Raw genomic sequence first — 20,480 nt, forward strand, 5'->3', positions numbered from 1 at the left:
TTAATCAATTCTCGGTTGCGCTCGCCTTCCTTGGCGGTCAAGCCGTGAGCGCCGTTAGGGTAAACCCCGACCGCCCTCGGATTCAACCGCAGGTCTCTGCCGTTTAGGTAAGCTTTTGATTTATTTGTGGTAATTTTCACGGCATGCAACCCGTTTCGCGCATGCGAAGAAATTGCTGCAAAAAATCTTCACTATCTGGCCTCGGCCGGATATCGCCTGTGTTGTCTTCAAAAGTGATTGAACACGTGACGATTCTAACTCGTAGGTTGCAGCGATGAACCAGCTCGAACGGGGCTTTAAAGCAGCTGCGTTAATTTTCCCGATGCTTTTCTTCGCAGTTGCGGTATAAATCGCTCGGGCGGCATTTTGCGGAGAACGACATCGGGCATGGCGGTGCAGGATGGCTCCTATGAAAGGCTGCGCGCCGCCGGCTGCGCCAACGAAGTCGCCTATGTGCAGGCCTGCCTGAGGCTGTTTTTCACGCCCCGAGCCAAGATCACGGATGGCCCAGCCGATCTGCCCGCACTGACGGTCTCGGCGGCCCCGATTTCGGCGGCCCCAGTCTCGGCGGCCAACGTCGCCGACATCGCCAGGCTGAACAAGGTCGCCGTGTTCCTGCTCAAGGCGCTCAAGCATGCGCCCGCGGACGCTGTGCCCGCGGAGTTGGCTGGCTGGCTCGATGGCTACCGTCGGCGCACGATGTCGATGAACGCCGCCTGCATCGGCGATTCGATAGCCATCGATCGCGCGCTGCGCGAGAGCGGGGTCGATTTCGTCTTCCTCAAGGGGCCGCTCCAGCAGCATCTGCTCTATGGCGACCATTTCATGAAGCCTTCTGGCGATGTCGACATACTGGTTTCGCCGGCGCGCTTCGGGCAAGCGCGCGAGGCGTTGCGGGCGATTGGCTACGAGGTTGCCGGCAAATCCCGCTCCGTCTGGTGGATTCGCTTCCTCGGCGAGCAGCACATGGTTCGCGAAGACGGCGCGAGGGCCTCGACGGTCGACCTCCATCATCGGCTGCAGCAGCCTGGCTCGCCGAGCCCACGCGACATCGACGGCTTCCTGCGCCGCAAGCGCGAAGTCGAGGTGGCCGGCGCCGCCATGCCGGTGATCTCGGCCGCCGACACGCTGCTATTGTCCTCGATCAGCGTCGCCAAGGCCTTTTTCAACCGCGAGCCCTGTGCCGGCTATGTCTGCGACATCAGGGCCAGCGCCGGCCGCCTGAACGAAGCCGAGCAGCAGAGGGTGCTCGATCACGCCGCCGGACAGGGCCTGGCGGACACGCTGCTCCTCGGCCTGCGCGCGGCCGATGTGCTGCTCGGCGCCACAGGCACGCTGCTTTCGGAGCGCGCCACCCGCATTCTGGCCCGCATCGACAACGCCGATCTCTTCCACATGGTCATGGCGCCGTGGCTCGCGTCATTGCGCTGGCCGCAGCGCCGCCATGTGCTTTGGGAGCTCTGCGGCCGCGAGCCGGTCCGTTACCTGGCTGAAGCCGGTTGGGCCGCCTCCGCCGATCTCAGCCGGCGCATCTTCGAGCGGCCGGCCACGATCGGGCCGGCGCAGGGCGAAATGATCAAAATCATGGGCGGGGCTGCCAATCATGCAAGCGAAAGGTGAGCCCATGCCCGTGACGACGCCCATCACCAATCCAGGGGTCTGCGTCATCATCGCCGCGCGCAATGCGGCGCGCACCATTCCCGGCGCCATCGCTTCGGCGCTGCGCGAGGCGGAAGTCGCCGAAGTCATCGTGGTCGACGACGCCTCCACCGACGACACCCGGGAAGTGGCCCTGGCCGCCGATGACGGCAGCGGCCGGCTTGCCGTCATCCGCTTCGACGTCAATCGCGGCCCTTCCGCCGCGCGCAACGCGGCCATCCAAGCCTCCAGATCGCCCTTCATCAGCATTCTTGATGCCGACGATTTCTTCCTCGAGGGCCGCTTTCGCCGGCTTTTCGCCAGCGCCGATTGGGATTTCGCCGCCGACAACATCATGCTGATCCGAGACGATGCGGCGACGGACCTCGCCAAGATCACCGCGCCGCCTTTCGAAGCCGAGCCGGAATTTCTCGATTTCGAGCGCTTCATCGACGGCAACATCTCGCGCCGCCGCGTGCGGCGCGGCGAGTTGGGCTTCCTCAAGCCGGTGATCAGCCGGACTTTCCTCGACCGGCATGGGCTGAGCTACGACGAGAACCTCAGGCTTGGCGAAGATTACGAACTCTACGCGCGCGCCGTCGCCTGCGGGGCACGCTTCAAAGTCATCAAGTCCTGCGGCTATGGCGCGATCGTGCGCGCCGATTCGCTGAGCGGCCGCCACAGAACGCAGGATTTGAAGCGCCTTGCCGATGCCGATCTGGCGCTGCTCCAGATCGACAGCCTTCCGGAGCGCTCGAAGGCAGCGTTGCGGCGCCATGAGCGCCATGTCCGCGACAAATACCGGCTGCGCAATTTCCTCGATGTGAAAGCCGAGCGCGGGCTGGCGTCGGCTGCGGCTTACGCCTTCGCCAGCCAGTCGAATCTGATCCCGATCGTGCGCGGCGTCGCCACCGACAAGCTCGACGCGCTGTTCCGCCGCACCGGGATTGTTGCGCGGCAGCAAATACCGCCGATGCGCTTCCTGATGGCGGCAACCAGCGCCGCGAACGAGTGATCCTGCATTGTCCCGGAAGCTGGCGCCCCTCAAAAAATCCGCATTCGGAAAACTATGATGTTGCCTAGTCGCTGCGGGAATGGCAGTCTATGTTGCAATGCAGCAATTTCGAAAGACCGATATGATGGCTTCGATTTTTGGCTTCAGATCTCGGGATCCGGCGCGCGACCGGCAGACCGATCTCCAGCGTTTCGACCGGTTGGCGAAGCTCTTCGACCAGATCGCGGCGGAGATCGAGGCGGAGAAAACCGGGCTGGAGAACCGTTACAAGTCGACGGCCGCCAACGCGGCCTTCCTGGTCGAGGCGATGGAGAACGGTTCGGCATCGGCCAGCAAGGGATCGGACGTCAGCGCGATGACCAGCTCGATCCTGAATTGCGAGCGCCGCATTGCGGAACTCGCTCGCCAGAAAGGTTTGATGAAGGAACTGCGTCATTCGCTTGACGCGATCGTCGGGGATGGTTTCGATCGGCCCGCTGCGCAGGCGACGGTAAGACGTTGATGGGCGCGTTGGGCGCTGTCATCGGTACGAGGCATTAGAGGAGTTCAAAGGGCGGAGGACAGGAAGCGGCTCGCTCATGCGAACCGAGGATGACTTGGGTTGGGCGGACAACACAAGGTGAGTTTGTTATGAACGCAGATCCGGACAACACCTCCGCCGTGGCGGCTTGCGCGACGTCGCATGCGCCATGGAGCGGATTAACCAGCCTGCGGCTAGGCTTCGTCGGCGCCTTGCTTGCGATCGCAGCGACCCTTGCCGGGAGCCTGCATCCCGCGCATGCGCAGGAGGCGCAGCAAGAGCTGAAAAGCGCACCGTCCTTCGTCGACGATTTCTCGAATTTCAACCAGTCTCGCTGGTTCGTCTCGGACGGCTGGACCAACGGCGCCCATCAGAACTGCACTTGGTCGAAGGATCTCGTGCGGCTTTCCGACGGCGTGCTGTCGCTGGGCTTCGAAAAGCGCAAGCTGAAGGACCGCGATTTCGCCTGCGCCGAGATCCAGACGAAGCAGCGCTACGGCTATGGCGTCTACGAGGCGCGCATGAAGACCGGCACCGGCTCCGGTCTCAACGCCGCCTTCTTCTCTTATATCGGCCCGCAGGACAAACAGCCCTGGGACGAGATCGACTTCGAGGTCCTCACCAAGGATCCGTCGAAGGTGCAGGTCAACAGCTACATCCAGGGCAAGCCCAAGAACGGCAAGCTGGTCGACGTCGAGGGCGGCGCCGACAAGGGCTTCAACGATTATGGCTTCGTCTGGGAGAAGGACCGGCTGCGCTGGTACATCAACGGCAAGCTCGTCCATGAGGTGACCAACCCGGACGAGTTGCCGACCCACTCGCAGAAAATCTTCTTCAGCCTCTGGGGCAGCGACAAGCTGACCAACTGGATGGGCGCCTTCACCGATCCGGGTAGCAGGGTGATCATGCAGGTCAAGCGCGTCGCTTTCACCGCTTTGGGCCAGCCATGCCAGTTTCCGGAATCGCTGGCATGCAGCGTAAGTAACAGCAACTAGGGCGTGATCCCGAACCGAAGGACAGCGTCAGCAAAAGTGGCAATCGGTTTTTGCTTCGCTGACCTGCGGTTCGGATAAGATCATGCTGAACCAACCAGGCCGTTGGCCTAGGGGACATCTGAACCGGCCGGGCTGCTTTTGTGGCCCGGCCTTTGACAGGAATAGAACCAAATGAATTTGACGGTGTTTGGGATTGGCTATGTCGGTCTCGTCCAGGCGGCTGTGCTTGCCGAGGTCGGCCACGAGGTGGTGTGCGTCGATGTCGACGAGAAGAAGGTGGAGCGGCTCAACCAGGGTTTGATCCCGATTTTCGAACCCGGCCTGGAAAGTCTCGTCAAGGAAAACCACGCGGCCGGCCGCATCCGCTTCACCACGGATGCCGCGGCGGCCGTCAGGCATGGCCAGATTCAGATGATTGCGGTCGGCACGCCGCCCGGCGAGGATGGCTCGGCCGATCTGAGATATGTGCTCGCCGTCGCCGAGACCATCGGTCGCGAGATGGACGGCCCCAAGATCGTCGTCGGCAAGTCTACGGTGCCGGTCGGCACTTGCGAGAAGGTGAAGGCCAAGATCGCCGAGACGCTGAAGAAGCGCGGCCGCGAGGATCTCGCCTTCGACGTCGCCTCAAATCCGGAGTTCCTCAAGGAGGGCTCGGCGGTCGCCGACTGCATGAAGCCGGACCGCATCATCGTGGGCACCTCCAGCGAGGACACCGAGATGGTGATGCGCGAGCTCTATGCGCCGTTCAATCGCAACCACGAGAAGATGATCGTGATGGATGTACGCAGTGCCGAATTCACCAAATACGCCGCCAATTGCATGCTGGCGACCAAGATCAGCTTCATGAACGAGATGGCCAACCTGGCCGAGCAGCTGGGCGCCGACATCGAGGAGGTGCGCAAGGGCATCGGCTCGGATCCGCGCATCGGCTACCACTTCATCTATCCCGGCCTCGGCTATGGCGGCTCCTGCTTCCCGAAGGATGTGCGCGCGCTGATCAAGACCGCTGAGGGCGTCAAGTTCGACGCCAAGCTGCTGCGCGCCGTCGAGGAGCGCAACAATGCGCAAAAGTCGGTCCTGTTCGATAAGGTCAACCACTATTTCAAGGGCGCGCTCAGGGGCAAGACCTTCGCCGTCTGGGGGCTGGCCTTCAAGCCAAACACCGACGACATGCGCGAGGCGCCGTCGCGCACGCTGATGGAAGCGCTGTGGGCGGCCGGCGCCAAGGTGCAGGCCTACGATCCCGAGGCGATGCAGGAGTGCCAGGCGATCTATGGCCTGCGCGAGGATCTGCTTTTGTGCGGCACCAAGGAGGCGGCGCTGCGCGGCGCCAACGCGCTGCTGATCTGCACCGAATGGAAGAGCTTCCGCGCGCCGTCCTTCGACGCGCTCAAGGATGCGCTGACGACGCCGGTCATCTTCGATGGCCGCAATCTCTACGATCCCAAGGTGATCGCGCGCTACGGCATCGAGTATTTCTCCATCGGCAGGATGGCGGCATGACGATGGCTGCTTGCCCCAGGAAGAACTTCCGCCCCGAACGACAGCGGGGCCGACAATGACCATGCCCGTGAAGCAGGAGGGTTCGATCTGATGGTGCTGGACGTTCGGCCCGAACAAATCGCCAGCGAGCATTTCGATCTCGTCGTCATCGGATCCGGCTTCGGGTCGTCCTTCTTCCTGCACGAATTCCTGAAGCGGCGCAAAGCCCGCGTCCTCGTGCTCGAATGGGGCCGCCACAATACGCATGAGTGGCAGCTCAGCCAGAACGCCAACACCGACATAGACGACGAGAGCACCTACGATACGGACAATCCCGACAAGCCGTGGAATTACACGATCGGCCTCGGCGGCGGCACCAATTGCTGGTTCGCGCAGACGCCGCGTTTCCATCCAAACGACTTCAGGCTGAAGAGCACCTATGGCGTCGGCAACGACTGGCCGATCAGCTATGACGAGCTTGAGCCGTTCTATGGCGACGCCGAGGAAATCATGTCGATCTCCGGCGATCCCGACATGGCGCGGATGCTGCCGCGCTCGCGACCGTTTCCGCAGCCGCCGCATCGCATGTCGACGCCCGACCGTATGATGAAGGCGGCGCAGCCGGATCAGCACTTCGTCATGCCGACCGCCCGGGCGCGGGTGGCGACGCCGCAGCGCGCTTCGTGCTGCGCCAATTTGAGATGCTGGTTGTGTCCGGCGGATGCCAAGTTCACCGTCAACAACGGCCTGATGCATGTCTTCCAGCATCCCGACGTCTCGGTTTGCCTCGGCGCTGAGGTACGCCGGTTCGACCATGCCGGCGGTGCGGTCCGCTCCGTCGCCTTCGTGCGGGACGGCAAGGAATATTCAGTCGGCGGCGATCTCTTCATCCTTGGCGCCAATGCCATACAGAGCCCCGCGATCATGCTGCGCTCCGGACTTGGCGGCGAGTTCGTCGGCTTGGGCCTGCACGAATCCTATGGCTGGAATTACGAGGCCTATCTCGGCGGCGTCGACAATTTCGACGGCTCGACCATCACCACCGGCCTCAATTTCGGCCTTTACGACGGGCCGCACCGGGCCGAGCATGCGGCGGCGCTCGTCTATTTCGAGAATCGCTGGCAGCACGGTATGCGCGCCGAGAAGGGCAGGCTGCGGCAGGTGCTGCCGCTGGTCATCGTCACCGAGAACCTGCTCGATCCTGAAAACCGCGTCATCCTCGACAAGAACGAGAACGCCTTCGTCAGCTTCAAGGGCGCGTCTGACTATGCCACCAAGGGCATGGCGAAAGCGCTGGAAAGGCTGCCGGAGCTGCTCAAGCCGCTGCCGGTCGAGCAGATTTTCGATCGCGGCATAAGGCCGACGGAATCTCACGTGCAGGGTACGCTGCGCATGGGCACAGGCCCGGCCGATTCCGTGGTCGACCGCGACATGATCCATCACCAGCTCAGGAACCTCGTGGTCGTCGGCACCAGCACCTATCCGAGCTGTTCCTGCGCCAATCCAAGCCTGACCGCGGCTGCCCTGTCCTTGCGGGCGGCGGGGAAGCTGGCGGCATGAGGGAGGGGCCGATGAAGATCACACGCCGCACCGCACTCGCCATCGTCGCCGGCGGCATTGCCTCGACGGGTATCGCCGCTGCCGCCGTCTCGTCCTTCTCGGACGAGGACCTGGTTCGCGTCACGCTGGAGAAATATTTCGGTCCGCTCAACATGCGCATCGAGCACCTGCAGCAATTCGTGCTCGAGTTTCAGAACCGCAACCCCTGGATATTCCCGAGCGCCAAGGTGGCGGACGTGGTGACGCTGGCCGAAACGGTGAAGCTCGGCAAGGCGCGCGAGCTGCTGCCGCAGGACAAACGGCGCGATCTGCGCCACTTCGATCGCTGGGTCATCGCCGAGTTCCACATGCTGACCGATTACGCCTGGCGCAGCTCGCCCGACGATCCGGTCCGCTTCACCGGCTGGCATCCATGCACCAATCCCTTCGCCGATCTGGAGCTGCAGAATGCGTAAGGCAGGCGGAACGGAAGTCCTTTGTTTTCACGCAATTCCGGACGCAAAACCGTCTAATGGTTTTCCTGGAATTGCTTCAGCATGAGGTCGCAAATGGCTGTGCAGCGCAAACCGACGGTCACCGTCATCGTCCCCACCTTCAATCGTGAAAAATTCCTGCCCGAAGCCATCGACAGCCTGCTGCGGCAGACTGTGGCGCCGGATCAGATACTAATCGTCGATGATGGCTCGACGGACAACACCGCCGCGGTAGCGGCCGCTTTCCCGGCGCCGGTGGAATATTACCGCAAGGAGAATGGCGGCAAGTCGACGGCGCTGAATTTCGCCCTGAAGCACTGCACGGGCGATTTCGTCTGGATATTCGACGACGACGACGTCGCGCACCCGACGGCGCTGGAACGGTTTCTCGCCGCCTTCGAGCGGGAACCGGACGCCGATTTCGCTTTCGGCGAATATGCGCGCTTCCAGCGCTCGGCCCAGATCGAGGAGGAGGACTACGAGATCGTCGCCTTCGGCCACGTCACCCAGGACAATTTCTTCCCGTCCCACCTCGAATATTGCCACGTCCACCAACCCGGTCTCCTGGTGCGCCGCGAATGCTATGACGAGGTGGGAGGCTTCAACGAGACCCTGGTCCGGTCGCAGGACTATGAGATGATGCTGAGGCTCGCTCGCCGGTTCAAGGCAATCCGGGTCGAGGGCCTGATGTTCTTCCAGCGCCAGCACGACATGGTCCGCGGCAGCACCAAGGTCGTGATTTCCTATACCGACCGGATAAAGGCCTGGGGCTCGTACGACCGCGTGATCATGGAGGAGATCTACAAGTCGGTCGATCTCCACGAATATCTCGATCGCTCGGAACAGGCCTTGCCGAAGACGGCCGATCTCGAGATGCAGGCGCTGCTGCAGCGCTCGAGCATCATGGCCAGGAAGGGCCTATGGCACCACGCGGCCGCGGACATCCGCCGCTACGCCCAGCTTGCCGAGCGAGCCGGAAAGACCTCGCTCAGCGACAAGGAGCGCGCCATCGTGCGGCGCACCTTCGAAGCCTATGACACGGGCCTGGCGTCCGCCACCGCCGACGCATTCGTCTCGGCGGTGAAAGGATGGAAGGCGGGTCCGCTGAAGGCCGACATCGTCAGGGAGTACATGCACTCTTTCCCCTATTTCCTCGCCCGCGATTTGAAGGCGGGAAAACTCGTTCCAGCGTCGAAGCTTTTGCGGGAGTACTCGACGCTGTCTCTTTCAGGCTCGGTCAGTCGCCTCTGTCGGGCAATGACGTCGAAGCTTCCGTTGCAGCGCGGCGCAAGCTGACGGCCTACAATTGAGCGCCGGGCTGCCGGACAACGCCGGACCGAATTAGGAGCCGAACGATGAAAGTGCTTTTCGCAAGCGGCAACGGATACATCCCCGAGTTCACCGGCGGCGTGCAATCCAACACCCATCATCTGGTCGAACAGCTGATCGAGCATGGCCACCAGGCGTCGGTCCTGGCCTCGCTGTTCGGCGACGGCATGTTCGGCTTCAAGGCGCGCGCCAAGATGAAGCTGCTGCGGCAGCCGGCGGTGGTCGACAATTTTCCGGGCTACCCGGTGATACGCGCCTGGTTCCCCTGGGACGCGGCCGGCTTCGCCGTCAGCAAAACCAGGCCCGACGTCGCCGTCGTGCAGTGCCACAAATCCGTCCCGCTCGGAAAGGCGCTCCTCGCCGAAGGCGTGCCGCTGGTCGTCTATCTCCACAATGTCGAATTCCACGAGCTCGCCGGCGATCCGCGCGAGCTCGGTTCGGCCTTGTACATCGCCAATTCGGAATTCACCGCGCGCACCTACAGGGAAAAATTCGGCATCGAATCCATCGTGCTTCCGCCGACCATCAACGACGCCCTCTATTGCACGCACACGACCGGCGAATTCGTCACCATGATCAATCCCTATGAGGAGAAGGGTTTCGATCTGGCGGTCAAGATCGCGGGCGCTTGTCCGGAGATCCCCTTCCTCTTCGTGGAAAGCTGGAAGCTGGACGACGACCATCGCGCGCGCGTCGAGAAGACCATTGCGCCATTCTCGAATATCAAGCTCGAAAACCGCACCAACGACATGAAGACGGTCTATGGCCGCACCAAAATCCTGCTTGCCCCGAGCAAATGGGAGGAAGCCTGGGGCCGCGTGGCGTCCGAGGCGCATTGCAGCGGCATCCCGGTCGTCGGATCGAGGCGCGGTGGCCTGCCCGAAGCCATCGGCCCCGGCGGTGTGGTGCTCGACTACGACGCTCCGCTCGCTGATTGGGCCTCCGCGGTGGAGCGCCTGTGGAACGACCGCCAGGAATACGAGCGGCTTTCGGCTGCGGCTCTTACCTTCTCCAAGCGTCCGGAGCTCGATCCCGCGCGGCAGCTGGTTGTGTTTCTGGACCTCCTCGAAAGGGCGGCCCGGCAAGGCGTTCGCCGCGCCGCGTAGCTCTAAGCCGGGCGCTTCACCCGGTTCTTCAGCGCTTCATAGCCGCGCTCGCCGAGCAAGGCGCGCGCCGTCGCCTTGACGGCCTGCTTTCGCCCGTCGGACGAATTGATCTGCCTGAGCCGCGCCGGAAGGTTGCGCGCCGCCTGCTGCAGCGCCGGCAGCGAAATCGGGTCGGGCAGGTTCATCATGTTGGTTTCGACGCACAGCACCGGCTTACCCGAGAGCTTGGCGATCCTCTGCGCCTGCTCATGCTCGCTCTCGATGAACAGGATGGCGTCCGACTTGCGGTAGAACTCGGCCTTGAAGCTGCCATGCGCGCCGAGCCGCTGCCGCTCTGCCTTGTTGGGCAGGTCGAGCATGATGAGATGGTCGTATCTGATGTTGTGCCCGGCGAGCCAAGCCTCGGTCAGCTTGCGGTATTTTTCCAGCCGGCTCGTCACCAGCCAGCCGATCTTCCGGGTCGGCCCGAGCAGCGGCCGCGCCTCGGCGAGGAATTTCTCGTAGGCGGGGCCGTCGTCGTTTTCGTCCTCGGCCGGATCGAGGCAGAGCACGCCGTCAATGTCGACGCAGCATTGCTCGAGGAAGACATGGTGCATGAAATTCCACTGGAACATCCTGGGATGCGGCACGGCCTCGAAGACGATGTCGGTTTCCTCATGCTGCAGCGAGAGGCCGAAGACGGCGGCGAAGATGAAATCGCCCTCGATGCCGCTGGCGGCGATTTTTTCGCGTGCGTTGCGCATGGCGGTGCCGCCGATGATGCTGTCGTCGATGATCAGGATCTTGCGCATCTCTGATGCCTGCCTGTCGAGGCCCGCCCAGCGCTTCGTGATCCCGGACGTGTAGATCCGGCCGGCCAGGAAACTGTCGAGATCGGTCATCGGGATGTTCGCCGTCAGGCTGACCAGCGTCGCGGCGAGGATGCCGCTCCTCGGCACGCCGACGACCAGGTCGATGTCGCGCGGCAACCGGTGCAGGTTGCGCAGGATCGCGTCGTTCATGTCTGAAATCGATCGATAGTTCATGCGGTTATCCCTGTCCTAAGGTCGGCGTGTCGTGAGCCGCGTGGTCTCATTTCGCCCCGCTGGGGGCTGCGAGGAACCCTCTTGCCGGTATCAGCCGCAAGGCCTCGCGAAGCGCTTCGCGGCCGGCGCTGAAGGCAAGCGCGACGACAATGGTCGCGACATAGGAGAGCGCCGCGCCGCCGGCCAGCGCGACCACGGGCGGCGCCTGCAGCATCGGCTTGGCGAGCCAGACCGCGCCGAATGCCAGATGCGCGCCAAGCACGAAAGGCAGCGCCGCGTGAAGCACATGGCTGGCCTTGAGCGGTCCGTGCCTGCCGACATAGAGCCACAGGAAGGGCGTGCGCATATATTCGCTGACCGCATAGGCGACCGCGACGCCGAGCGCGCCGTAGGGAAGGCCGATGGCGAAGGCCAGCACCGAGGTCACGGCGGTGACGATGCCCCAGCGCATGAAGTCGCCCGAACGGCCCTGGCTTACGAACAGCCATCCCGCGGGGTTGTTGAGCGGCTGCAGCAATCCGGCGAAGCCCAGTGCCAGGAAGATCGGCGCGCTTCCCCGCCATTGCTCGCCGAGCACGAAGGGGATGAGCGTGTCCGACATGGCGGCGGCGAAGGCGACACCGGGAAGCGCCACCAGGAGGATCAGCGGCATGACGCGCAGATAGGCGCTGCGATAGCGGTCCGGCTCGTCCTTCAATCGCGACAGCGCCGGCACCATCACCTTCGCCAGCGGGTTGGTGATCTGGCTGAGCGGGAAAAGCAGAAGCTTGTAGGCGCGGTCATAGAGGCCGAGCTGTGCCTCGCCCCAGTATTTGCCGATCAGCACGTTGTCGAGGTTGCGGGCGAAGAAATTGGCGAAGTTGAAGCCGGTGATGCCGGCCCCGAAATTGATCAGCGCGCCGATGCCGTCGACCTTGCGCGGCAGGCCTGGACGCCAGCGCGAGGAGTACCAGTAGCACAGCGTCGGCAGCACGGCGCTTGCCAGCGTGCCGGCGAAAAGCGCCCAATAGGAGCGATCGATGAAGGTCCAGACGATCGAGACGGCGACGCCGACGATCGCGCTGGCGATGTCGATGACGGCCAGCCGCGTGAACTCCATGCGGCGCGTCAGCAGCGCCACGTGCTGGGCTCCAAGGCCATAGGCTATGATCTGCAGGCCGAAGGCGGCGACGAGGCCCGTCACGCGCGGCTCGCTATAGAAGGCGGCGACCAGCGGCGCGGAAGCCGCGAGTATGCAGGCGAGCACCGCGCTCACCGCCACGTTGATCCAGAACAGGTAGTTGACCTCTTCATGGCGGATGCCGCTCTTCTGGATCGTCGCCTGGGTCAGGCCGAAATCCTGGAATAGCGCGATGAAGGCAAGCACCGGCGCGCACATCGCCACGACGCCGAAATCCTGCGGCGACAACAAGCGCGACAGCACGATGACGGAGATGATCTGCGTCGCCACCCGCACGCCTTGCGCGACCGCGGTGACGACCGCGCCGCGTCCGACCGACTTGCGCAGAGAGCCCTCAGGCGGATCGAATGCACTGGTTTCCAAACTCAGGATCCCTGATCTTGCATCGGTCCGACATCGTCGCGACCGGCGCCCGCCGCCATGGATAAGGTACCGCAAGAAGTTTTTGCAGTGCAACAAAAATTGTGCGGGTATTTGCTTCGCCGCACCAAAATTGTTGCGATGCAGCAAAAGCTGTACTAGCATCCCCGATGGGTGGGCCCAACAGCGGTCGAGTTACATGCTGCATGTCTTGTACCTTGTGCATGACGTATCCGACCCGGCAGTGCGCCGGAGGGTTCAGATGCTCAAGGCAGGCGGCGCCGGGGTCACCCTGGCGGGGTTCCGCCGCACCACCAGCCCGGTCGCCGAGATCGAAGGCATCGAACCTGTCGACCTCGGCGCGACGCGCGACGGCCGATTCGCGCAACGCCTCGGCGCAGTCGCCAAGGCCGCGATGTCGATCGGCGCGAAGCTGGGCGCCATGCGCACACCCGATCTCATCATCGCGCGCAACCTCGAGATGCTGGCACTGGCCCGCCGCGCCAATGGCGCGCTTGGGACGAATGTGCCGATCGTTTATGAATGCCTCGACATCCATCGCCTGGTATTGCGCGACGATTTCGTCGGCAGGACGCTGCGCGGCGCCGAACGCCACCTCGCCCGCGACGTGAAGCTTCTGGTGACGAGCTCGCCGGCCTTCATCGCCAATTATTTCGAGCCTTTCGGGCAGATCGTCGCGCCCGTCGAGCTGCTCGAGAACAAATATTTCGAGACCGCGCCGGTTGCGGCGGTGCATTCTTTCGAGGACGACAGCCCGGCGTCACCGCCCTGGCGTATCGGCTGGTTTGGCGCGCTGCGCTGCCGCCGCTCGTTGGAGCTGCTGGCCGAGTTCACCCGCCGGCAGGCGGGACGCTTCGAGGTGGTGCTGAGGGGCCGTCCGGCGCTGTCCGAATTCCCGGACTTTCACGGTTTCGTCGAGGCCGAGCCGTGGCTTTCATTCGGCGGCCCTTACCGCAATCCGGAGGATATGGCGGCAATCTACGGGCAAGTGCATTTCTCCTGGGCGATCGATTTCTTCGAGGCCGGCCAGAATTCCGAATGGCTGCTTCCTAACCGTCTCTATGAAGGCTGCCGCTTTGGCGCCGTGCCGATCTCGATGGCGGGTACCGAGACCGGCCGGTTCCTGAAGCGGCAGGACATCGGCGTGCTCCTGTCCGAGGCGACGCCCGAGGGCATCGAAGCGATGCTCGGCCGGATGGATCAGGACCGCTATCGCGGCCTGAAGTCGCGGGTGCTGGCGCGCAATCCAAGGACCTGGAGCTACGACCGCAGCGATTGCGCGGCTTTCGTCGAAAAGCTGCGCGGCCTTGCCGCCATGCGTTCAAATTTTGCGACGACGGAGGCCGCGGCGTGATGGCAGGGGGCGCACAGGAACCAGTGACGCAGGCTATCCCGTCGATCCTGATCGTCATTCCCTGCCTCAACGAGGCAGCCCATATCGGCGGCCTGCTCGACCAATTGCGGCCCGCGGCGGCACGGCTCGGCGGCCGCATCGTCGTCGCCGACGGCGGCAGCACCGACGGCACGCAGGCCATCGTAGAAAACATCGTGGCGAAGGATCCCCGGGTGATCCTGCTTGCCAATCCGAAGCGCCTCCAGAGCGCCGCCATCAATCTCGCGGTGGCGAGTCTCGGCGAAGGCGCCGACTACCTTATCCGCATCGACGCGCATGGCGGCTATCCGGACGATTACTGCGACCGGCTGGTTGAGGATGCGCTTGCGACCGGCGCCGATTCGGTCGTCGTTTCGATGCTGACCGCCGGCACCGGCGCCGTGCAGAAAGCGGTCGCGGCGGCGCAGAACTCCAAGCTCGGCACCGGCGGCTCGAAGCACCGTCACATGTCCGAGGGCGAATGGGTCGACCACGGCCACCACGCGCTGATGCGCGTCGCCGCCTTCCGGCATGTCGGTGGCTATGACGAGAGCTTCAGCCACAACGAGGACGCCGAGCTCGACTATCGGCTCCGCCAGGCCGGCTATCGCGTCTGGATGAGCGGCAGGACGCAGATGGTCTACTATCCGCGCTCGACGCTGAAGAGCCTCTATTTCCAGTATCTCGGCTATGGCCGCGGCCGCGCCAGGAACGTACTGAAGCACCGTATGGTGCCGAAGGTCCGGCAGATGGTTCCGCTGCTGGTTGCGCCCGTAGTGCTGCTCGCCCTGTTCTCCTTCGTCCACTGGCTGGCGGCGGTGCCTTTCCTTTTGTGGGCGGCGGTGTGCCTCAGTTACGGCCTGGTGGCGGCGCTACGCCAGCGCAACGCCGGCATAGCGCTCGCCGGCGTCTCGGCGATGGTTATGCATTTCGGCTGGTCCGTCGGCTTCTGGCAGCAGCTTTTGACGTCCCGCTTGCAGCGCAAGGTGGCATGATGGCCGGCCGCTCGATCGACATCTGCATCTGCACCTTCCGCCGGCCGGAGCTGGCCGACACGCTGCGCTCCGTCGCTGCGCTGGAGAAGCCGGCGGGACTGGAGATAGGCATCGTCATTGCCGACAATGACGATGAGCCCAGCGCGCAGAAGCTGGTGAAGGCTTTGGCCGAAGAGCTGAAGCTGCCGGTCCGTTACCGCCACGCGCCGGCGCGCAACATCTCGATCGCCCGCAACGCTTGCCTCGACGCCAGCGTGTCGGACTTCGTCGCCTTCATCGACGACGACGAGACGGCGTCGCCCTCCTGGCTGGTCGAGTTGATTGCGGCGGCCGACGCTACGGGTGCCGCGGCGGTGCTCGGTCCAGTGCGGGCGCATTATCGCCAGGACGCGCCGGACTGGATGCGGAAGGGTGATTTCCATTCCACCTTGCCGGTCTGGGTGCGCGGCGAGATCCGCACCGGCTACACCTGCAACGTCCTGCTCAGAACGGCCGATGCAAGCCTGCGCGGCCGGCGCTTCAGCCTGGCGCGCGGCCAGACCGGCGGCGAGGACACCGAATTCTTCGACGCCATGGTCAAGGCCGGCGGACGTATCGCCTTTGCGCCTAATGCCTTCGTCGATGAGGTCGTGCCGCGCGCCAGGGCCGCGTTCGACTGGCTGCGCCGCCGCCGCTTCCGCTTCGGCCAGACGCATGGCCATCTGATCGGGCGCGGCGCTGGCGGCATACGCCGCGCCGGCCAGATCGGGCTGGCTTCGGCCAAGGCCGCCTACTGTTTCGGCATGGCGATTTTGACCGCGATCAGCCCGGTGCGGCGGAACCGCAGCGTGCTGCGCGGCATTATGCACGTTGGCGTCGTCAGCGGTTTGGTCGGCGTCCGCGAAATCCGCCAATACGGCCTCACGTCGCCAGAACAAGGGAACAAGCGTGCAGCCTGACGTCAGCTTCGTCATTGCCGCCTATAATGCGGAGGCCACCCTCGACCGCGCCATTGCCGGCGCGATCGCGCAACTCGGCGTGACCGTCGAGGTCATCGTCGTCGACGACCAGTCGCGCGACGGCACGCTCGATGTGGCGCGCGCCTATCCGCAAGATATCGTCAAGGTGGTGGCGCTGCCGGCCAATCGTGGTCCGGGCGGCGCCCGCAATGCCGGCCTCGACCTGGCCAGGGGCCGCTGGGTGGCGGTGCTGGATTCCGACGATGCGGTCCTTCCCGACCGCCTGGCCATGATGATCTCCCGCGCCGAAGCGGCGGGTGCCCAGATTGCGGTCGACAATGTCCAGGTCGTGCGCGAGGACGGCACGCCCGACGACACCATGTTTCCGGCCAGCTATCTCGAAAGCCTGCGCGAAATCTCGCTGGCCGACTACATCGACGGCAATCTGGTCTTCGAATCGCGCTTCAATCTCGGCTATCTCAAGCCGATCTTCCAGCGCCGCTTCCTCGACGACAACAGGCTGCGCTACGACGAGAAGCTGCGCATCGGCGAGGACTACATTCTTCTGGCCAGCGCGCTGGCCAGCGGCGGCCGCTGCGTGGTCGAGCCGACCGTCGGCTATGTCTATCATATCCGTACCGGCTCGATCTCGCGGGTGCTCGACCTGCATCACGTCGAGGCGATGACGCATGCCGACGCCGCCTTCGCTGCGGCATATCCCATGGACAGCAGCGCGAAGGCGGCCTTCGCCAGGCGTGGCCGCAGCCTGCGCAAGGCGTCGTCGTTCCTGTCCCTGGTTCAGCACATCAAGGCGCGCGCGCCGATCAAGGCGATCGGCGCGGCGCTCAGGGATCCGGCCGCGATCGGGCATTTGAGCATGCCTATCGCGGTCCGGCTCAAAAGGGTTGCGGCGCAGCTTCGCCGTGGGGGTGGGGAGATAAAGCATGCTGGCGATTTGATAGCCGGCGACAGGTAGAAATCTCTCAGAAGGAAGACCAGATGCAGAAAGTCAGGAAGGCAGTCATCCCGGTGGCGGGGCTCGGAACGCGGTTCCTGCCGGCGACCAAGTCGATGCCGAAGGAAATGCTGCCCGTCGTCGACAAGCCCGTCGTGCAATATGCCGTCGACGAGGCGTTCGAGGCCGGCATCGAGCACATCGTCTTCGTCACCGGCCGCAACAAGGCGGTCATCGAGGACTATTTCGACCTGCACCCTGAACTGATCGGCACGCTGGAGCAGACCGGCAAGAAGGCACAGCTCGAATCGCTGGAAAGCCTGTTGCCCGTCGCCGGCGCCACCTCCTTCATCCGCCAGCAGTCGCCGCAGGGCCTAGGCCACGCCGTCTGGTGCGCGCGCGACGTGATCGGCAACGAGCCCTTCGCGCTGCTGCTTCCCGACATGGTGTCGTTCGGCACGCGCGGCTGCCTTGCCGAGACGGTCGACCTTTACCAGCGCACCGGCGGCAATGTCATCGCCGTCGAGCGCTGCGACCCGGCCGAAACCAGCAAATACGGCATTGTCGGCCGCGGCGACGAGGTCGGTTCCGGCTTCAAGGTCACGGCGATGGTCGAAAAGCCGGCGCCCGCCAACGCGCCGTCGAATTTCTACATCAACGGCCGCTACGTCCTGCAGCCGGAGATCTTTGCCCTGCTCGGCAACCAGCAGCGCGGCGCCGGCAACGAGATTCAACTCACCGACGCCATGGTGCGCCTGGCTCAGAGCCAGCCTTTCTATGCCCAGCCTTTCGATGGCCGCATGTTCGACTGTGGTTCCAAGGAGGGCTTCATCGAGGCCACCATCGCCTTTGCGCTGGCCCGCGACGACATGAAGGGTCCTGTCTTCGAGATGCTGCAGCAATTTGTCCGGTCGCATGAGCGCCGGGAAGTAGCCGCATAATGCCCATCTTTCGGGTGCATATGCGGTTTCGCGATGGCGCGACAGCCACTCCAGCGCCCGGGCCTTCCGGCCCGGCGCATCCTGGCAACAACGTTGCGCGGTCTTTTCTGGTCACGACGCCGATCTACCAAGGCCGATAGCGCCTGCAACCTGGAATTGGACCGACTATGAACTATGCCAACTTCCCCCTCGACAAGAGGATGCCATTGCCCAGTACCGATCAGGAAAAGGGTGAAGACTTCATCGATGTCGAGCGCCTGCTTGGCATGGCCGCCCGACAGGCCAAGGTCGTGGCGGTCTGCGCCGTCATCGGTCTGTTCCTGGGTGTGATCTATCTGCAGACCACGCCCAAGCAATATATGTCCGTGGCGAGTGTTCTGATCGACGAGGGTCTGAACAAGGTCGTCGACGACATCTCGGCGGCGTCGCAAACCGTTCAGACCGATGCTTCCTTTCTCAGCCAGGTCGAGATTCTCACCTCCGCGCGCTTGGCATCGGTGGTGGTCGACAAGCTGAAGCTCGATCAGAACGATGCGTTCATGAACCCGCCCCAATCGGCTCTGGCGAAGGGCATCGGCTTCCTGCGCGGCCTGGTCAGCTACTTCCGCGGCAGCTCGGCGGGCGACATCCCTGGCATTGAGAATGTCGACGAGGCGACGCGCCAAGCCATGATCAAGACGGCGACACACGACTATGCCGTGCTGAAGCTGCAGAGCGAGGTGCTGGCGCAGCGCAACGGCCGCAGCTACGTGATTTCCATCGGCTATCAGGCGCCGGATCCTGCTTTGGCCATGGCCATCACCAAGGCCTATGCGGACGCCTATCTGGCGGATCAGCTCAATGCCAGCTTCGACGCCACCGAGCGCGCCGCCTTGTGGCTGCAGGGCCGGCTCACCGAGTTGCGCGAGAGCTCGCAGCAGGCTGCGATGGCGGTCGAGAAGTTCAGGGCCGAGCATGGGCTCTCCGCCAACAGCGACGGCCAGTTGCTGAGCGACAAGCAGCTCGCCGATCTCAACGCGCAGCTCATCGTCGCCCAGGCTGATACCGCCAGGGCCAGCGCCCGCTACCAGCAATACAAGGCGATCGTCGACAGCGGCTCCGAAAGCGCCTTCAACGATTCCGCGATAGCAGCCGACCAGCCGAGCAGCTCGGTCATCATCGCGCTGAAAACCCGTTATCTCGCGATCGCCAAGCGCCTGCAGGACGTCGAGAACAACTTCGGCAAGGATCATCCGCAGGCGGTCGCGCTGGCCAAGGAGAAGGCCGACGTGTCGGCGCAGATCTTCGGCCAGCTGAAGCAGATCACCGAAAGCTATCGAAACGACTACCAGGTGGCGCAGGCGCGCGAGACCGCGCTTAGGGAGAAGATCGCCGCCCAGGCAGGCAAGAGCTCGATCGACAACCAGTCGCAGGTCAAGCTGAAGGAGCTCGATCAGCAGGCCCAGGCGCTGACCACGCTTTATCAGACCTTCCTCAGCCGCTACGAGGAAGCCTCGCAGCAGCAGTCCTTCCCGGTCGGCAAGGTCCGCATCATATCAGACGCGACGATGCCGCTCGCGGCCTCCAGCCCCCGCACCTTGCGCGTGCTGGCGCTGTCGCTGGTGCTCGGCCTGATGCTTGGCGCCGGCTTTGGCGGGCTCAACGAGTTCAACGAGCGGTTCTTCAGGACGGGTGAGGACATCCGCGACCGGGTCGGTCTGAAGTTCCTCGGCTATCTGCCGACGATCGGCGGCGGCAAGGCCAAGGAGTCCAAGGCCGACGACCTGCCGGCCGACGGCAAGGTGGCGAGCCTTTCGGCGGCGGAGAAACGGGCGCGCATGCGTGTCAGCATCGATGCCCCGGCATCGATGTTCGCCGAGACGCTGCGCAACGCCAAGATCGCCTTCGACGTCGTCATGGAAGACCGCGGCAGCCGGGTCATCGGGGTCATCTCCGTGCTGCCCGGGGAGGGCAAGTCGACGGTGGCGGCGAATCTCGCCGGCCTGCTCGCCGCCAACGGCGCCAAGACCCTGCTCATCGACGGCGACCTGCGCAATCCGGGCTTGAGCCGCAGCCTCGGCATGGAGGCCGAGCAAGGCCTGATGGAGGCGGTGGTCAACGGCCAGACATGGCAGTCGGTCGGCAAGGTCGACCGCCAGACCAAACTTGCGATCATTCCCGCCGTGCTGCGCGGCCAGTTCTCGCACACCAGCGAGCTTCTGGGCTCGGCCGGCATGCGGCGCTTCATCGAGAATGCCAAGGAGACGTTCGAATACATCATCGTCGACCTGCCGCCGCTCGGCCCCGTCGTCGACGCCAAGGCCTTCGCCCCGCTGGTCGACAGTTTCGTCCTGGTCACCGAATGGGGCCGCACGCCGCGCAACATGGTGCGCTCGATGCTGGAATCCGAACCCTATATCGCCAACAAGGTGATCGGCGCGGTGCTCAACAAGGTCGATCTGAAGAAGCTGGCCAAATACGGCTCGCTCGGCGGTTCGGAAAGGTTCTTCGACCGCTATTCGAGCTACTATCTGGAAAAATCCGAGCAGCGCCCCAAGCAGGCAGCCTGAGGCGGTTTTCCGTTCGGAAAACAATA

General features: G+C 63.9%; 17 protein-coding genes. 15 read left to right on the forward strand and 2 right to left on the reverse strand.

The features are described from left to right. Nucleotides 1-387 precede the first annotated feature (387 nt). The 9 genes from MJ8_RS02970 to MJ8_RS03010 all read left to right on the forward strand — a co-directional run bounded on the left by MJ8_RS02970 (nt 388) and on the right by MJ8_RS03010 (nt 10,118). On the forward strand, nt 388-1,620 hold the full coding sequence (locus tag MJ8_RS02970; RefSeq protein ID WP_201413013.1) for a nucleotidyltransferase family protein: 1,233 nt from the start codon (nt 388-390) through the stop codon (nt 1,618-1,620). Between the two features lie 4 nt (nt 1,621-1,624). After that, the gene (locus MJ8_RS02975) at nt 1,625-2,653 is read left to right on the forward strand and encodes a glycosyltransferase family 2 protein (protein ID WP_201413014.1); all 1,029 of its coding nucleotides are present in this window, start codon (nt 1,625-1,627) and stop codon (nt 2,651-2,653) included. A 124-nt stretch (nt 2,654-2,777) separates the two neighbouring features. After that, nucleotides 2,778-3,155 (forward strand): hypothetical protein, encoded by a 378-nt coding sequence (locus MJ8_RS02980; RefSeq protein WP_201415284.1) that lies wholly within the window; start codon nt 2,778-2,780, stop codon nt 3,153-3,155. Nucleotides 3,156-3,283: 128 nt separating this feature from the next. Further along, nucleotides 3,284-4,168, forward strand: a complete 885-nt coding sequence (locus tag MJ8_RS02985) for a family 16 glycosylhydrolase (RefSeq protein ID WP_201413015.1) — start codon at nt 3,284-3,286, stop codon at nt 4,166-4,168. 171 nt (nt 4,169-4,339) lie between these two features. After that, nucleotides 4,340-5,671, forward strand: a complete 1,332-nt coding sequence (locus tag MJ8_RS02990) for a UDP-glucose dehydrogenase family protein (RefSeq protein WP_201413016.1) — start codon at nt 4,340-4,342, stop codon at nt 5,669-5,671. A 90-nt stretch (nt 5,672-5,761) separates the two neighbouring features. Then, nucleotides 5,762-7,210: a GMC oxidoreductase gene (locus MJ8_RS02995; RefSeq protein ID WP_201413017.1), complete on the forward strand. Its 1,449-nt coding sequence runs from the start codon at nt 5,762-5,764 to the stop codon at nt 7,208-7,210. Nucleotides 7,211-7,221: 11 nt separating this feature from the next. Beyond that, nucleotides 7,222-7,665 carry a hypothetical protein gene (locus MJ8_RS03000; protein WP_201413018.1) on the forward strand — a complete coding sequence of 148 codons (444 nt, stop codon included), beginning with the start codon at nt 7,222-7,224 and terminating at the stop codon, nt 7,663-7,665. A gap of 93 nt (nt 7,666-7,758) precedes the next feature. Further along, on the forward strand, nt 7,759-8,979 hold the full coding sequence (locus MJ8_RS03005) for a glycosyltransferase family 2 protein (protein ID WP_201413019.1): 1,221 nt from the start codon (nt 7,759-7,761) through the stop codon (nt 8,977-8,979). A gap of 59 nt (nt 8,980-9,038) precedes the next feature. After that, a complete protein-coding gene (locus tag MJ8_RS03010) occupies nt 9,039-10,118 on the forward strand; it encodes a glycosyltransferase (RefSeq protein ID WP_201413020.1) in 1,080 nt (359 codons plus the stop codon). 2 nt (nt 10,119-10,120) lie between these two features. Here MJ8_RS03010 and MJ8_RS03015 read toward each other — a convergent pair whose 3' ends face one another. Then, a complete protein-coding gene (locus tag MJ8_RS03015) occupies nt 10,121-11,143 on the reverse strand; it encodes a phosphoribosyltransferase (protein ID WP_201413021.1) in 1,023 nt (340 codons plus the stop codon). A 46-nt stretch (nt 11,144-11,189) separates the two neighbouring features. After that, nucleotides 11,190-12,686 (reverse strand): lipopolysaccharide biosynthesis protein, encoded by a 1,497-nt coding sequence (locus MJ8_RS03020; RefSeq protein ID WP_201413022.1) that lies wholly within the window; start codon nt 12,684-12,686, stop codon nt 11,190-11,192. A gap of 196 nt (nt 12,687-12,882) precedes the next feature. On the opposite strand from MJ8_RS03020, the gene MJ8_RS03025 reads away from it, so the two are divergent. The 6 genes from MJ8_RS03025 to MJ8_RS03050 all read left to right on the forward strand — a co-directional run bounded on the left by MJ8_RS03025 (nt 12,883) and on the right by MJ8_RS03050 (nt 20,454). Continuing rightward, nucleotides 12,883-14,058, forward strand: a complete 1,176-nt coding sequence (locus tag MJ8_RS03025; protein WP_201413023.1) for a glycosyl transferase family 1 — start codon at nt 12,883-12,885, stop codon at nt 14,056-14,058. After that, on the forward strand, nt 14,058-15,071 hold the full coding sequence (locus MJ8_RS03030) for a glycosyltransferase family 2 protein (protein WP_201413024.1): 1,014 nt from the start codon (nt 14,058-14,060) through the stop codon (nt 15,069-15,071). Before MJ8_RS03025 ends, MJ8_RS03030 begins: the two co-directional genes overlap by 1 nt. Then, nucleotides 15,068-16,009, forward strand: coding sequence for a glycosyltransferase (locus tag MJ8_RS03035; RefSeq protein WP_201413025.1), 942 nt, complete (start codon nt 15,068-15,070; stop codon nt 16,007-16,009). Before MJ8_RS03030 ends, MJ8_RS03035 begins: the two co-directional genes overlap by 4 nt. Beyond that, nucleotides 15,999-16,985: a glycosyltransferase family 2 protein gene (locus MJ8_RS03040; RefSeq protein WP_201413026.1), complete on the forward strand. Its 987-nt coding sequence runs from the start codon at nt 15,999-16,001 to the stop codon at nt 16,983-16,985. Before MJ8_RS03035 ends, MJ8_RS03040 begins: the two co-directional genes overlap by 11 nt. A 23-nt stretch (nt 16,986-17,008) precedes the next feature. Continuing rightward, nucleotides 17,009-17,905, forward strand: a complete 897-nt coding sequence (gene galU, locus MJ8_RS03045; RefSeq protein WP_201413027.1) for a UTP--glucose-1-phosphate uridylyltransferase GalU — start codon at nt 17,009-17,011, stop codon at nt 17,903-17,905. 167 nt (nt 17,906-18,072) lie between these two features. Further along, entirely contained in the window at nt 18,073-20,454 is a 2,382-nt protein-coding gene (locus MJ8_RS03050; protein ID WP_201413028.1) for a polysaccharide biosynthesis tyrosine autokinase, read from the forward strand. The last annotated feature ends 26 nt before the right edge of the window (nt 20,455-20,480 follow it).

Origin of the sequence: Mesorhizobium sp. J8, assembly GCF_016591715.1 — a bacterium.
Classification (GTDB): domain Bacteria; phylum Pseudomonadota; class Alphaproteobacteria; order Rhizobiales; family Rhizobiaceae; genus Mesorhizobium.